We start from the raw sequence: 13,918 nt of genomic DNA on the forward strand, positions 1-13,918 counted from the left end.
CGACCGTCCCGTCAGCCGTGTGCCGGTTACGCGCCGATGGCGAACTGCTCGGGGTTCATGGCGCCCGGCATGGGGAACTTGGCGGCGAAGAAGCTCTTCTCCGGCACGTTGCGGAAGGTCTCGCCGACGATGCCGTAGCCGGGCAGCGGGGTGCTGATCCCGATGGTGTAGAACTGCTCCTTCGCGATGGCGAGGATCCGCTTCATCGTCGCGGCACGCCGCTTCTCGTCCGTCTCGGCCGCGATTTCCCCGTGGTAGAGGCGGTACTGCTCCTCGGCGTGCGCCGGCGGCTCCATGCCCTCCTGCCCTCCGGTGGCCAGCCAGGTGAACCACTCGGGGCAGAAGGCGTTGTTCTCGCCCCACTCCGGCATGAAGAAGGCGGGGGTGCTGACCGGGTCCAGGGCGCCGTCCCCGTCCCAGGCGAGAGCCTCGTGGCCGTTTCCCTGGATGAGCTGCATGCGCAGGGTCTCGTCCTCGGCCTGCACGATCATCCGCACGCCGACGGCCTCCCACATGGGCTTGATGATCTCCAGCGCGTCGGCCAGCTCGGGCTTCCCGGCCCCGGCGCTGACCAGGATGCGGAAGGAGACCGGCTCGCCGTCCGGGCCGCGCCGCGGCCCGTCGCCGTCGCGGCGCAGACCGGCCAGGTCCAGGTGCTCGTTCGCCTTGTCCGGGTCGTACTCGGTGTACTGCTTGGCCATCTCCTCGTCGAAGAAGCCGGAGTCGCGCGCGGGGGCGACCTGCCAGGGCTCGCCCTGCCGGGCGTGCACCGCCTTGATGACCTTCCGGCGGTCGATGGCGTACGACAGGCCGATGCGGAAGTCGCGGTTGCCGAAGACCTCCCGCTTCGTCTCGTCCTTGCAGGTGAGGTTGAGCATGATCGTGAGGGTGTTGAGCTTGTCGGACGCCAGGTCGAAGAAGCGGTAGTGCCCCTTCGTCCTGTCCTTGGCCAGCACCGGCTTGTTCTTGGTGGTGGTGACGTTGCGCTCGATCATGTCGATATCGCCCCGGAGCACGTTGAGCAGCACCACTTCGGCGTCCTGGGCCATGGCGAAGTCGACGCCGTCGAGGTAGGGCAGTTGGTTGCCCTCCGGGTCGACCTTGAAGTAGTACGGATTGCGGGTGAACCGCATCCGCGTGCCGGCGCCTATGGCGTCGTCGGGCAGCCAGGCGTGCAGCCGGGGCAGCCGCGGGTCCTTCCAGAGCATGCCCGCGTAGAGCGCGTCCTGGAGCAGTTCCATCGGGCCCGCGTAGTCCATCTCCGTGGCCGCCTTCTCGGCGTCCGGGCTGAGGTCGGGGTGGAACTGCCCGAGGTAGTGCTTGGGCAGCCGGGTCAGCATGTCGTAGACTTCGTTGGCCATGCCCGTCAGATAGAGGGCGTTGGGCCCGGCGAAGGTGAACTCCACGGTGTACGCGTCGATCTTCCGCAGCTTCGCCGGGCCGCCGCCGACGGTGTACTGGCCCGGCGTGTCCGGGATGATCTCCTTGTTCGTGATCAGGTCCCGGAAGGCGAACTCGATGTCGTCCGCGGTGAACGGCTCGCCGTCGGACCACTTCAGGCCCTTGCGGAGCCGGAACGTCACCCGGGTGGCGTCCTCGCTCTCGGTGAACGACTCGGCGACGTTGGGGATGATCTTCTTCCAGTCCCGGTCCCAGCGGACGAGGTTCTCGTACGCGAAGGCGTAGCCGAGGCGGCCGGCGTCGCCCGCGCCGATGAGCGCGTTGCGCCAGGTGCCGCCGTAGGCCGCCGCCCGGTCGACGGGGCGGACCACGAGCGGCTCCGCGGGCAGCCGCTTGGACAGCGCGGGCAGCTTCCCCTCGTCGACCAGCCGCTGCAGCTCGGGCGCCTGGCCTTTCCCCTCGACCGGTCCCGCGTCCCCGCCGCCCGCCGGATCCGTACTGAAGTCGCAGCCGTTCAGCGTGAGTCCGCCGACGGCCCCGGCCGCCACCAGCGACCCGCCGGCCATCAGCAGCCTTCTCCTGTCGATGCGTCCCGTCATCTTCTCGCTCCCTCGGGTTCAGTAACCGCGGATGTCGGGCCAGGCGAGTTCGACGCCGTGGCCGGTCAACGCGCTCTGGTAGTCCGCGAGTCGGGCGGGCTGGGCGCGGACCTGGTGCGGGGTGGTGCGGTGGCGCAGGCAGTACGCGGCGAGCAGTCCCGCGGCCTCGCCGGCGTTCCACTCCACCGGGTGCAGCCGGTAGCAGCCGTTGGTGAGGTGGGTGGTGCCGATGTTCTTGGCGGCGGGCAGCAGGTTGCGCATCCGCTCGGGCAGCAGGGCGCCCAGCGGGATGCTGAAGGGCGAGGAGCCCACGTCGATGTAGTTGTCGCCGCCGGTGGAGGGGTGCAGGTCGATGCGGTACGAGCCGATGCCGGCCGAGTCCTCGTACGCGACCGCCCCGCGATCGCCCCGTACCGCGAGGGAGACGTCCTGTTCCGTCACCGTGTACACCGCCCGGATGCGCCGGGACTCGCGGATGTACGGGCCCATGCACAGCCCGTCCGCCGTGCCCAGGACGTCGCCGCGCAGCCGCAGCCCGGGCAGCCCGGTGCTCCCGTCGGGGCGCGGCATCTCCGTCTGCATCCAGTACAGGAAGGACAGGCTCATCTGCCGCGCGCCGGCCAGGTGGCGCGCGGCCGACGCGGGCTCGACCTCGTACAGCGGCCCCTCGACGTAGTCGATCATCGGCCAGTTGACGATGACGACGTCACTGGCGAGCGTGCCGTCCTCGAAGGAGGAGCGGGCGAGGACGCGGCGGAAGGCCCACAGGTCGAGGTCGCCCGCGAGTCCCTGCAGCGCGGGCTCGTCCGGCGCGGGGTTGGGGATCAGCACGCGGGTCGTCGGCCGCAGCGTCTGCGGCTTGGGCGCGACCATGCTGAACATCCGGTCGGGCCAGTACGGGGGGCGGTAGTCGCGCCAGAAGCCGTAGTCGTCGGGCTTGTCGATGGTGTGGTCCTCGCCGGCGCGGTGCTCGACGGCGAAGCACCAGGAGGCGGCCTGCATGTTGAGCGGTGCGCGCTCCGCGGGGGCGCTGGGCTCCCCGGTGTCGGCCTGCGACTCGAACCCCGTGACGTACTCGGTGCCGGTGAGGGGCAGCAGCTCGCCGGTCTCCGTGGCGTCCAGGAAGTACCGGGCGGTCACCGTGACGTCGTCGCCGGAGTCGAGGTCGCGCAGCGTCACGCTCGTGACGGCGTCGCCGTCGGTGCTCGCCGCGACGGGGCGGTGCCTGAGCCGCAGGTCGAGCAGGCCGCTCGCCCGGTACGGCGCGAGCATGGCCCGTAGCACGGCATGCGCCGCGCTCGGCTCCGCGCACAGCGCGCTCACCCGGCCTGCGCCGGGGTTGAGGGCCGGTTGCCGGCGCGCCGCCGCCGACAGCGGATACCAGTGCCGGTAGTAGTCGCGGATCCCGTCCCGGAGCCGGCGGTAACTCGCGGTGCAGCCGAACTGCTCGATCCAGGGGTGCTCGTCGGGCGGCGTGCCCTGGACGGTCAACTGGCCCCCGACCCAGTCGTACTCCTCGGTGAGCAGGACCCTGTGGCCGGAGCGGGCGGCGGCCAGCGCGGCGGCCACGCCGCCGAGCCCGCCCCCGACGACGGCTATGTCGGTGCGCAGCTCCGTCATGCCTCTGCCTCCGGAGCGCTCGCCGGGGCCGCGGCGACGGTCTCCTCGCCGGGCGGGGTGCAGGACAGCAGGATCTGGTCCTCGCGCGGCGCGTCCGGTGTGTCGAGCAGCCGCAGGAGCAGCCGCACGGCCTCGCGGCCGATCTCCCGGCGGGGTATTTCCACGCAGCTCCAGCCGGTCCCGGGATACGGGCCCGTCTCCGTACCCCGCAGCACGACGAGCGAGAGCTGCGCGGGTATCGCCAGGTCCCGGGCGGCGGCGAATGCGGCGATGCGGCCGGCGAACGACTCGTCCTCGGCGACGAACGCCGTCATCCCGGACGCCAGGGCCAGGTCGAACCACTCCTGCGTGAGGTCCCCGGCGTTCATCAGCACCGGTAGCTGCGGGATGCCGGCGTCCGCGCAGGCGGCGCGGTAGCCGGCCTCGCGGTCGACGACGGCCTCGACCCGGTGCGTGATGCCGAGGTAGCCGACCCGGCGGTGGCCCAGCGAGACCAGCCGGGCGACGGCGTCCCGGGTCGCCTCGGCGTAGTCGGCGCCGACCCAGGCGATGTCGGCGCCCGGGACGTCGCGGCGGCCGATGTGGACGAAGGGGTAGCCCTCCCGGCTGAGGCGGGCGAGGTCGGAGTGATCGTGCGCGACGCCCAGCAGCACGCTGCCGTCGGCGACGTTGAGCCGGTTCGAGCCGTCGCTGTAGAGCTGACGCTGGCCGTCGGGGCCCTCCGTGGAGGTGAACAGCACCAGGTCGTGGCCCTCGGCGACGGCCTGCTCCTCCACTCCGACCAGGAACTCGTGGTAGAAGTCGCGGCTGCCGATCGGGAAGACCGACTCGAAGGTGTGCACCCCGATCATCCGGTTGCGCTTGCCCTTGAGGCTGCGGGCGGCGGGATTCGCCGCGTAGCCGAGGTCGCGGACGGCCTGGCGGACCAGTTCCTCCGTCTCGACGGGTATCCGGTGGTCGGTGGCACGACCGTTCACGACGGCGGAGACGGTCGCCTGCGACACGCCCGCACGGCGGGCGACGTCGGCCTGGGTCGGTGCCCCGCGACGGCGTTTGACTGACAAAGGAACCCCTTGCTGTTACGTATCAGCAGCTAATTAGCAGGACTTGAGCCCCTCTTGCTGTTTCGTAGCAGCGACCATAGGAGCGGGGCATGGCCCCGTCAACAGGCGGTGGCGAACGAATTTCCGGGGGGTTTCCCGGACTTGAGGACCGCGCCCTCGCCGGCGTGGATCACCCCGGGTACGTTGGGGCGAACGGCGGTGCGGGGCTGGAGGCTCGGGTGGTACGGACGGATGGCGGCGGTCACGGCCACCGCCCGCGCGGGCAGGCGGCCGGCCTCGTACACGGCCTGCCTTTCGACCCCACGCACGGCTACGACCTCGACCGGCTGCTCGCCGTGCCCGCCCCCGAAGCCCCCTCCGGCTTCGGGGAGTTCTGGCGCGCTCTGCACGCCGAGGCCCGCGGCACGCGGGTCGCGCCCCGCCTCGGCAGATGCACGGAGACCATCGGCGGGCCGGAAGCGGTGGCGGTGCACGAGGTCGCGTACACCTCGCTCGGCGGACGCCGCATCGGCGGCTGGGTGACGCTGCCCGCGGACGGGCAGGTGCGCCAGGGCTGCGTCGTCACGCACGGCTATGACGGCCGGGAAGCCCCGGACCCGGCGCTGCTGCCGCCCGGCACGGCGGCCATCTGGCCGTGCCTGCGCGGGCAGGGGGCACGCAGCCGCCAGCCGGACCTGCCGTCCGAGGCGGCCGCGCACGTCCTGCACGGCATCGGCTCCCGGCGGTCGTACGTGCACGGGGGCTGCGCCGCCGACGTCTGGTGCGCGGCGACGGCGCTCGCGGAACTCGTACCCACGTCGGCGCGGCGGCTCACGTACGCGGGGGCGAGCCTCGGCGGCGGCATCGGGGCGCTGGCGCTGCCGTGGGACGAGCGGTTCGTGGCCGCCGTGCTGACCGTGCCCAGTTTCGGCAACCACCCGCTGCGGCTGACGCTGCCGTGCACCGGGAGCGGCGAGCCGGTCCGGCAGCACCACGCCGTGCATCCGGAAGTCGCGGACGTGCTGGCGTACTTCGACGCCGCCACCGCGGCGCGGCACATCGGCATCCCGGTGCACGTCGGAGCCGCGCTCTTCGACCCGGCCGTCCCGCCGCCGGGGCAGTTCGCCGTACACAACGCCCTGCCGGGCCCGAAGGAGTTGCACGTGCTCACCGCGGGCCACTTCCCGCACCCCGGCGAGGCGGCGGAGGAAGCGGATCTCCTCGCCGCCCAACGCCGGTTCCTGGCACGGGCCTAGCACTCCGGCCCGAACCCCTGCCCGGGGCTGGGCAAGTTCGGTGCGCCCGCGTGGACGGCGGCCGCGTGCGGCGGCGCATACGACGACACCGGCTTCCACTTTCACATGCAGCAGGGGTTGACGCGTTGCACATGATGACTGAAGCATGCGCATCGTGAATTTCCCTTGCAGATGAGCAAGTTGGAGGCACGTATGAAGGTCCAGGCGTTCATCACCGCCGGTGTGCTCTGCCTCGGCGCCCTCCCGGCGACCGCGGTCGCGGCGCCGGCCGAGCCGGCCGCTGTCAGCGGCCTGGCGCCCGGCGATCCGCGGGCCGACCAGCCGGTGCTGCTGAACCAGAGCGGGTTCGGTCTGGGCGAGCCGAAGCGGTTCACCGCCCCACGGGCCGAGGACGGGGCGGCGTTCACGGTCACCGACGCCGCCGGGAAGGTCAGGTACCGGGGCGAGGTCACCGACGGCGTCGGGGACTTCACCGCGTTCGACCCCCGCGACACCGGGGACTTCGTCGTCACCGTCAAGGGTGCGGCGGGCGCGGGCACTTCGGTGCCGTTCGGCGTCGGGGCGTACTGGATCGACCGGGTCTCGTACAGCAGGGCCATCGAGTTCATGTCGGGCAGCCGCTGCTACTTCGGCGACTTCACCCGCAAGGCGGAAGGGCCGGGACTGATCAGCGACGAGTACGGCCACCGCGCGTGCATGAAGGCGGTGACCTGGCGGGACGGGGCCCAGTACTCGAAGGAGATCCAGACGCTCGTCGACCTCTATCTGGCCAACCCGAGCGCGTTCGAGCAGATCACCGTGGACGACGCGGTCTACAAGGGGCTTCCGGTGACGCTTCCCGACGGCACGCCGGAGATCGTGCGGCTCATCCACTGGGGCGTCGAACTGCTCCTCGAAGCGGACGTCAACGACCCCCAGTTGAGGGAGCAGCTCGCGGCCTTCGCCTACGCCTATCCGCAACTCGCCGAGTGGATACCGGCCGGCGTCTACGAGCGCGCCCTCGACCACCTCTTCGCCTCCTGGGGCGCGACCGCCCGCGACCGCTACTACTGGCAGGCGTTCACCCCTCACACCGGGGACCTCTTCCAGACGTACACCCAGATCGGCACCGGGAAGGGCGAACTCGCGCCGGGCCACTCGGTGTGGCCGAACCTGATGATGTACGAGGTCGCGCAGCGGGAGGGCCGCGACGACGCGGAGCGCTACCTGCGCGCCGCGCAGGACCAGGCCGCCTGGCTGATCGGGAACCTCGACGTCGGCGACCCGCGGACCACCAAGGGGCAGCGGCAGAGCGAGCACGTGCTGATCACGGGTCTGGTGCAGTTCGCCGAGGTGTACCCGGACCAGGCACCCGCGGGGATCGAGGACTTCGTCCGCGACTGGGCGCAGACCGTGACCAGCCGCTCGGACAACCTCTGGGACTTCCGCCGCTACTCCGACGACCGCTGGACCATCCCCGCCTTCACCGGCGGCGGCGCCGACGACCCCAACGAGACCGGCAACGTGGCCGGCTTCGCCGCGCCGGCACTCGCCGCGGCCCAACTGCTCGGCGACGACCCGCTGGCCGGCCGGCTGCGTGAGATCGCGGCGGCACACGTCGACAACATCTTCGGCCGCAACCCCACCGGGCGGCACGCCTCGTACGACGCGCCCAGCGGCACGGCCGGCTTCGAGGGCGTGGAACGCGGCTGGTTCTCCGAGTACCGCGGCGGCGCCGGCCTGCTGGAGGATCTGCCCGGCGTACTCGACGGCAGCCCCAAGAACGGCCACTACCCCTTCAACCCGGACCAGGGGAACATCGGCCACACCGAGGGCTGGGTGGCGTTCAACAGCGCCTGGAACGCCTCGCTCGCCTGGCGCGCCGCCGATCAGACCGGCATCGAGGTACGTACCCGCGGCGGCGTCCCCGCCCGCGTGGTGCCCCGTCACGCGAAGGTGACGGTGGAGCTGACGGCACCGCTGAACCTGGACGCGGCCGCCGTCGACCAGGGCTCGGTCGAGGTGCGGGTGGGCGATCGGGCCGCCGTGCCCCTGACCGTCACGCAGGCCGGGCAGAACGCGAGGACGTTCCGCGCGACCCTGGACCTGACCGCGGTGGAGGCGGGCCACGGCGACAGGGTCACCGTGTCGTACGGCCACGGACCCTTCGCGGTCTCCCACACCTTCACCACGGCCGGCGGACCCGTCGGCTGATCCCCGCGGCGTACCCCTGTCCCCTGCCGGTCAGCGGCGCGCGGGGGCGAAGGGGCCGCCGTCGCCGAAGGCGAGGGTGGCGAAGCGCTCGCCGATGTGCTGGTGGGTGGCTGGGTCCGGGTGGAGTTCGTCCGGCAGCGGCCGTTCCGCGTAGTCGGTCTCGCCGTAGAGGTCGAGACCGTCGAGATAGTGCAGATTCGGGTCGGTGCCGGCGCGCTGCCGGACGACGCGGGTCAGCTCGTCGCGGATCACGGTCAGGGTCAGCTTCCCGGCGGCGGTCTGCGCGGGGTCGCCGGTGCTCATGAACCGCATCCGCCCCTCGCTCATCGCGCCGACGTCCGGGGCGCTGGGCCCGGGGGTGTTCTCGTGGATGGCGCAGTAGATCGAGGAGGCGACCAGGAGAGGCGTGGTGGGGTGACCCTCGCGGACGGTGTCGAGGAAGCCGTGGACGGCCGGGCCGAAGGCGCGCAGCCGCATCAGGTCGGCGTTGACGACATTGATGCCGATCTTGACGCTGATCAGGTCGGCGGGGGTGTCGCGCATCGTGCGGGCGGTGAAGGGGTCGAGCAGGGCACCGCCGCCGAACCCGAGGTTCACCAGCGCCACCTCGCCCAGGGCCGCGGCCACGGCGGGCCAGGTCCCGGTCGGGGTGGTGGCGTTGGAGCCGTGGCTGATCGAACTGCCGTGGTGCAGCCAGACCCTGCGGCCGTCGGGCGGCGCGGTCCGGACGGGGGCGTCGGTGCGCAGGGCGACCAGCCGGGTGGTCTCGTCGTGTGGCAGCCAGATCTCGACGTCCTTGTCGTCGCCGGGCAGGCCGGTGAACCGCACGGTCCGCAGCGGCCCGGGCCGGGTTTCCGCGGTCCCGGCGGCCATGTCGATGGTGAGTACGTCGCCGTCCGTCACGCCGGCCCGGCCGGCGAGCCGTCCGTCGACGAGCAGCTCGTACACCCCGTCGGGGCGTGCCGGTGCGCCGACGTAGACCCGCTTGGTGGCCACGACGTCCAGCTCGACGGCGGTGGCCGGGGTGCGGAAGACCAGTCGTACGCCGGAGGGCTCCGACTCCGCCATCGCCATCTGGCCGTCGGGGATCTGCCGGCGGGCGAGCGCGGGCAGCCGGTGGGGCAGGACGCCGCGTTCGGTGTGCTCCACGTCGACGGCTCCGCGCAGCAGGTCGGCGGTGACGGGGGTGGTGGTCCACGTGCGCTCGGTGTTCATGTCCTCGGTCTCTTCGCTCAGGGGGCGGCCGGAAGGGCTGGTCAGGAGGCGGTGGGCCAGGTGCGCAGCAGGACGTCGAGCGCGTCGAGGATCTCGGTCCAGCTCTCCTGCGAGTCGGGGGTGCTGTGGCTGAAGCCGCCGGCGGCTTCCAGGCCGACGTAGCCGCTGAAGACGCTGCCCAGCAGCCGTACCGCGTGCGTCTGGTGCGGTTCTGCCAGGTCGTATCCGCGCAGGATCGCCCGCGTCGTCCGGGCGTGCCGGACGCCCGCGCTGGCGGCTGCGGTCTCGGGGTCGAGCGGGAACCGGGCGGCGGCGAAGCGGCCCGGGTGCGCGAGGGCGTAGTCGCGGTAGACGTTCGCGAAGGCGGTCAGGGCGTCCTTGCCGGCCCGCCCGGCCACCGCGGCGGACACCTGGTCGGCGAGTTCCTCCAGGGCCAGCAACGCGATCCCGGTCTTGAGGTCGTGGGCGTTCTTCACGTGCGAGTACAGGCTCGCGGTCTTGACGCCGAAGCGCCGGGCCAGCTCGGCGGGGGTCGTCTGCTCGAAGCCGATCTCGTCGGCGAGATCCGCGCCCGCGCGGACCAGGCGCTCCGTGGTCAGTCCTGCCCGAGCCATACCCATCCTCCGAATCGACTCCGAGTCCTTCCAGAGTCGATTATGCATCTACCTAATCTGATTAGGCAAATAGCACGTCCTTCAGGAAGTGCGGCTGCTAGCGCTGGGCCGTCTTGTGCGGCGGAACCACGGCTTGGTCCACGTTGCCCACGACGGTGACGCGGCCGCCGTCTCCGGGGTCGGGGTCCGGCATGACCGATTCCGGGTCGACGAGGAAGACCTCGTGACCGTCCAGCGTGAGCCGGCGCACGACCTCCAGCAACATGCGCCGTGCCACGTCCTCGATCGAGTAGACCATCGTGAGGTCCAGGGCCACCCCGACCTCCGCGGGTGCCGTGTCCACGGCTTCCCGGACGACTTTCTCGGCTCCGGAGAAGCCGATCCCGCCCTGCAGTTGGAGGACCCGGACCGCGTTCGGCCCGCTGCCGACGACGTGGTTGGAGCGCACGACCGCACGCGCCGGGGGCGGGACCTGCATCACGTGCATGCCCATGTCGGAGGAGAAGCGCTCGAACAGCGACACCCCGCGCACGCTGTTCCCGTGCTGGTCAAGTCGCGGGGAAAAGGTGGCGATGCCGACCTGGCCGGGGAGTGCGCCGATCAGGCCACCGGCCACGCCGCTCTTCGCCGGGATGCCGACCTGGGTCGCCCAGTCACCGGCCGCGTCGTACATGCCGCAGGTGAACATGACGCTCAGCACCTGACGCACCACCGGTTCGCGCACCACCTGCTCACCCGAGAGGGGATTCACCCCGCGGTTGGCCAGCGTCGCGGCCATCATGGCCAGGTCACGCGCGGTGACGAGCACGGCGCACTGGCGGGTGTAGCCGTCGACGACGGCGTCCGGGTCCTCGGTGAGGACGCCGTGGCTGCGGAGCATGTGGGCGATGGCGAGGTTGCGGTGCGCGTGCTCCATCTCCGATACGCACACTGCCTCGTCGATCTTCAGCGGCCGGCCGGCGAACGCCGAGAGGCCCGTGACCACGCGCTCCACGCGCGCTGCCGGGTCCAGGTCCGCCGAGCCTGCCAGCGCGTGGGTGGTGATCGCCCCGGCGTTGATCATGGGATTGAGCGGGCGCCCGGTGTCGCTTTCGAGGGAGATCTGGTTGAACGCCTCTCCCGACGGCTCGACACCGACCTTGGCGAGCACGGGGTCGAAGCCGCGATCTGCCAGGGCCAGCGCATACGCGAACGGCTTGGAGATCGACTGGATCGTGAACGCGGCATCGACGTCGCCGGCACCGTAGACCTTGCCGTCGACGGTGGCGAGGGCCGCACCGAGGCGCTCGGGGTCTGCCGCCGCGAGCTCGGGGATGTATCCCGCCTGCACTCCGGAAGAGTCCGACTCGACGTCGCCGAGCGCCTCGGCCAGATAGTCGGGAATCACTGACCGCATTCGTGCTCCTCGGCGTGGAAGACTCGCTCGTCAGCGGACATTCGCGCGGACCGCCTCTTCGATCGGCGTGGAGCCCGTGTCGAGTTCGAGGATCTGCCGGCCGATACGGGGCTCATGGAGCAGTTCGGCCAGGGTGGCGGCAACGTCCTCGCGGGTGATCTGGCCGTGGAACTCCGCCGGGCCGAGGGACACGGCGCCGGCTCCCGGGCCGTCGACAAGTAGTGAGGGACGGAGAATGAGCCAGTTCAGCTCACTGCGGCTGAGCGCGATGTCCGCTGCCTTCTTCACGGCGAAGTAGTACTCGACCTCCTCGCCGAGGTCCCGTTCCCGCCACGATTCCGGGAGCACGGAGACCAGCGCGAAGCGCCCGACACCGGCCAGGCGTGCCGCCGCGATCGCCTTGGCCACCCCGTCGCCGTCGACGGCCTTCGTGACCTCCCTGCTGCCGCCGTTCGACCCGGCGCTGAAGACGATCGCGCCGGCGCCGGCGAACGCCGCCGCCAGCTCGTCGACGGTCATGCCGGAGATATCGCCGACTCGTGTGTCCACGCCCTGTGTTGCGAGTTCGGCCCGCTGGTCGTCCCGGCGGACGAGCCCGCGTACGGAGTCTCCTCGCCAGCGCAGTTTCTGTGCGAGCAGACGGCCGACGCCGCCGGTGATACCGATGATGAAAACGTCTGACATGGATGCTCCGTCGATGTCGGTCCTGCGGACTGTGCCTGCCCGGTGTCAGACCATCGGGTTGCCGCTGACGGTCGCGTCCGGAGGAGTGAGGTCCTGGACGACGTCCCAGTGGACGACCCGGGCGTCGCGCCCTACCCGGGGAGCACGACGAGCCTGCCTCCCAGATGCCCCGACTTGCTGACCTCCAGCGCGTCCGCCGCCTCGCCGAGGGGGTACGTCCGCTGGATCGGGACGCTCAGCCGGCCCGCCTCGATCAGGGCGACGACGTCCCTGAGCACTCGGGCCCCGCCCGCTCCGGGCTCGGTCTGGTGGAGCTGGATTCCGCTCCCGGCCGCGTCGAAGGCCACGAGGGACAGCACACGTTCCGGGCCGCCGGCGAGTTCGATCGAGTCCGGGATCTCACCGCGGCCGGAGGCGTCGAGGACCGCGTCGACTCCCTGCGGCGAGAGGGCCCGTACGCGGTCGACCAGCCCCGGGCCGTACGTGACCGGCTCCGCTCCGAAGGCGCGGAGCCGGTCGTGGTTGGCCTCGCTCGCGGTGCCGATGACGCGCACCCCGCGGTCGACGGCGAGCTGCACGGCGAACGTGCCCACGCCACCGGCGGCGGCATGCACCAGGAGCGTCTCGCCCCTGGCGACCCTGAGCTTGTCCAGCACCGCCCAGGCGGTGATGCCAGGGCCGGCCAGGGTTCCGGCCACCTCCCACGGGACGGCCGCCGGCCTGGCGACCAGCGCGGCCGGGTCGGCGAGCGCGAACTGCGCGTAGGACGGGGTGAGGGAGCCTCCCAGCACCTCGTCCCCCACGCGGAAAGCGGTCACGCCTTCGCCCACCTGGTCGACCACGCCGGCCACGTCGGATCCGAGCCCGCCGGGGAGGTCGAGTGGCATCACCTGGCGCATGTCGCCGTGCAGGATCTTCCAGTCGATCGGATTGACTCCCGCGGCCCGTACCGCGAGCCGCACCTGTCCGGGGCCCGCGGTGGGCGGCGGGACATCGACGACACGCAGCACGTCAGGGGTGCCGTACTCGGAGAACTGCACTGTGAGGGACAACTGCTCGGCTCCTGGTCGTTCTGGGCACTTACCTGTGGACGGGCGGGGTCAGTCCGACGCTGTCCGACCGCATGGCCCCGCGTGGTCGCAGTAGGGCTGGAGACCGCTCTGCCCGCAACCGCACAGAACGGCCCTGGTCTCCGCGCGCGGGCCTGCCGCCGTGTCCAGGCTCAACTCGCCGCGCACGAGCACCTGCCCGACGGAGTTGCGCGTGACGTTCGTAGGCCGGTCCGGGGTCTCCGCCTCGCCGTCCACGCGTTCGTACTGCAGCGCGCCCGAGGGACAGCGCCGCACCACTTCGGCCAGGCGCTCGGCCTCGGCGCCGTCCGGCCGGATCCACGGCCGCGCGTCCGGGTCGAAGACCTCCGGCAGACCGTGGACGCACTCGGCGGCGTGCAGGCAGCGCCCGGCCTCGAAGGTCACGGTGATCGACTTGCCCTCGTAGGACTTCTTCTGGGTCTTGCTGCTCATGCCGCCTCCGTTTCCGCCATGCCCGGTGTTCAGTCGCTGACTCTGCTGCGGGACTGATACAGCAGGTCCTTGTACTCGGGGTGCCGGGCGATCCACCCCGCGTAGAACGGGCAGGTGGCCAGCACCCGCAGGCCGGCGGCGCGCGCCTCGTCGAGGGAGGCGCGGGCCAGCGCCCCGCCGACGCCCTTGCCCTCGTACTCCGGCGAGACCTCGGTGTGTACGAACGCGATGAGTTCCGGCGTACGGATGTAGACCGCGACGCCCGCGGCCTTGGACTCCCCGTCGACCCGGGCCTCGTACCGGTTGGCCTCGGGAGCGTCACTCACTTCCACTGACACGTGTTCCTCCATGTACCTTCCGCGCGGACCGTGCTC

Annotated in this window: 12 protein-coding genes; 2 read left to right on the forward strand and 10 right to left on the reverse strand. The window is 71.7% G+C overall.

The window, feature by feature from the left end:
• Positions 1–26: 26 nt before the first annotated feature.
• Genes CXR04_RS00365 through CXR04_RS00375 form a run of 3 tightly spaced genes read right to left on the reverse strand, consistent with a single transcriptional unit; the run spans position 27 to position 4,684 of the window.
• Entirely contained in the window at positions 27–2,000 is a 1,974-nt protein-coding gene (locus tag CXR04_RS00365; RefSeq protein ID WP_101419907.1) for an ABC transporter substrate-binding protein, read from the reverse strand.
• Positions 2,001–2,018: 18 nt separating this feature from the next.
• Positions 2,019–3,620: an FAD-dependent oxidoreductase gene (locus tag CXR04_RS00370; RefSeq protein WP_199850356.1), complete on the reverse strand. Its 1,602-nt coding sequence runs from the start codon at positions 3,618–3,620 to the stop codon at positions 2,019–2,021.
• Positions 3,617–4,684 carry a LacI family DNA-binding transcriptional regulator gene (locus tag CXR04_RS00375; protein WP_101419908.1) on the reverse strand — a complete coding sequence of 356 codons (1,068 nt, stop codon included), beginning with the start codon at positions 4,682–4,684 and terminating at the stop codon, positions 3,617–3,619. The genes CXR04_RS00370 and CXR04_RS00375 overlap by 4 nt, the downstream gene beginning before the upstream one ends.
• Positions 4,685–4,902: 218 nt before the next feature.
• Between CXR04_RS00375 and CXR04_RS00380 the strand changes: the two genes are divergently transcribed.
• Positions 4,903–5,919 carry an acetylxylan esterase gene (locus tag CXR04_RS00380; RefSeq protein WP_442802342.1) on the forward strand — a complete coding sequence of 339 codons (1,017 nt, stop codon included), beginning with the start codon at positions 4,903–4,905 and terminating at the stop codon, positions 5,917–5,919.
• A gap of 171 nt (positions 5,920–6,090) precedes the next feature.
• Positions 6,091–8,112, forward strand: a complete 2,022-nt coding sequence (locus CXR04_RS00385; protein WP_159072235.1) for a hypothetical protein — start codon at positions 6,091–6,093, stop codon at positions 8,110–8,112.
• Between the two features lie 30 nt (positions 8,113–8,142).
• Here CXR04_RS00385 and CXR04_RS00390 read toward each other — a convergent pair whose 3' ends face one another.
• The 7 genes from CXR04_RS00390 to CXR04_RS00420 form a co-directional block, all read right to left on the reverse strand.
• Complete coding sequence (locus CXR04_RS00390; protein ID WP_101419911.1) at positions 8,143–9,327, reverse strand: GDSL-type esterase/lipase family protein; 1,185 nt, start codon at positions 9,325–9,327, stop codon at positions 8,143–8,145.
• A gap of 41 nt (positions 9,328–9,368) precedes the next feature.
• A complete protein-coding gene (locus CXR04_RS00395; protein ID WP_101419912.1) occupies positions 9,369–9,941 on the reverse strand; it encodes a TetR/AcrR family transcriptional regulator in 573 nt (190 codons plus the stop codon).
• Positions 9,942–10,038: 97 nt separating this feature from the next.
• A complete protein-coding gene (locus CXR04_RS00400) occupies positions 10,039–11,337 on the reverse strand; it encodes a glutaminase (protein WP_101419913.1) in 1,299 nt (432 codons plus the stop codon).
• A 30-nt stretch (positions 11,338–11,367) separates the two neighbouring features.
• Positions 11,368–12,021 (reverse strand): NAD(P)H-binding protein, encoded by a 654-nt coding sequence (locus CXR04_RS00405; protein WP_101419914.1) that lies wholly within the window; start codon positions 12,019–12,021, stop codon positions 11,368–11,370.
• 131 nt (positions 12,022–12,152) lie between these two features.
• On the reverse strand, positions 12,153–13,073 hold the full coding sequence (locus tag CXR04_RS00410) for an NADP-dependent oxidoreductase (RefSeq protein ID WP_101419915.1): 921 nt from the start codon (positions 13,071–13,073) through the stop codon (positions 12,153–12,155).
• Between the two features lie 48 nt (positions 13,074–13,121).
• Positions 13,122–13,544 (reverse strand): (4Fe-4S)-binding protein, encoded by a 423-nt coding sequence (locus CXR04_RS00415; protein ID WP_101419916.1) that lies wholly within the window; start codon positions 13,542–13,544, stop codon positions 13,122–13,124.
• Between the two features lie 29 nt (positions 13,545–13,573).
• Positions 13,574–13,882: a GNAT family N-acetyltransferase gene (locus tag CXR04_RS00420; RefSeq protein WP_101426121.1), complete on the reverse strand. Its 309-nt coding sequence runs from the start codon at positions 13,880–13,882 to the stop codon at positions 13,574–13,576.
• Between the last annotated feature and the right edge of the window lie 36 nt (positions 13,883–13,918).

This window comes from Streptomyces sp. CMB-StM0423, from assembly GCF_002847285.1.
Classification (GTDB): domain Bacteria; phylum Actinomycetota; class Actinomycetes; order Streptomycetales; family Streptomycetaceae; genus Streptomyces.

Excerpts from the sequence above, each read along its gene's own strand:
- CXR04_RS00365 (WP_101419907.1), bottom strand. The coding sequence starts at position 2,000 with ATGACGGGACGCATCGACAGGAGAAGGCTGCTGATGGCCGGCGGGTCG.
- CXR04_RS00370 (WP_199850356.1), bottom strand. The coding sequence starts at position 3,620 with ATGACGGAGCTGCGCACCGACATAGCCGTCGTCGGGGGCGGGCTCGGC.
- CXR04_RS00385 (WP_159072235.1), top strand. The coding sequence starts at position 6,091 with ATGAGCAAGTTGGAGGCACGTATGAAGGTCCAGGCGTTCATCACCGCC.
- CXR04_RS00390 (WP_101419911.1), bottom strand. The coding sequence starts at position 9,327 with ATGAACACCGAGCGCACGTGGACCACCACCCCCGTCACCGCCGACCTG.
- CXR04_RS00395 (WP_101419912.1), bottom strand. The coding sequence starts at position 9,941 with ATGGCTCGGGCAGGACTGACCACGGAGCGCCTGGTCCGCGCGGGCGCG.
- CXR04_RS00400 (WP_101419913.1), bottom strand. The coding sequence starts at position 11,337 with ATGCGGTCAGTGATTCCCGACTATCTGGCCGAGGCGCTCGGCGACGTC.
- CXR04_RS00405 (WP_101419914.1), bottom strand. The coding sequence starts at position 12,021 with ATGTCAGACGTTTTCATCATCGGTATCACCGGCGGCGTCGGCCGTCTG.
- CXR04_RS00415 (WP_101419916.1), bottom strand. The coding sequence starts at position 13,544 with ATGAGCAGCAAGACCCAGAAGAAGTCCTACGAGGGCAAGTCGATCACC.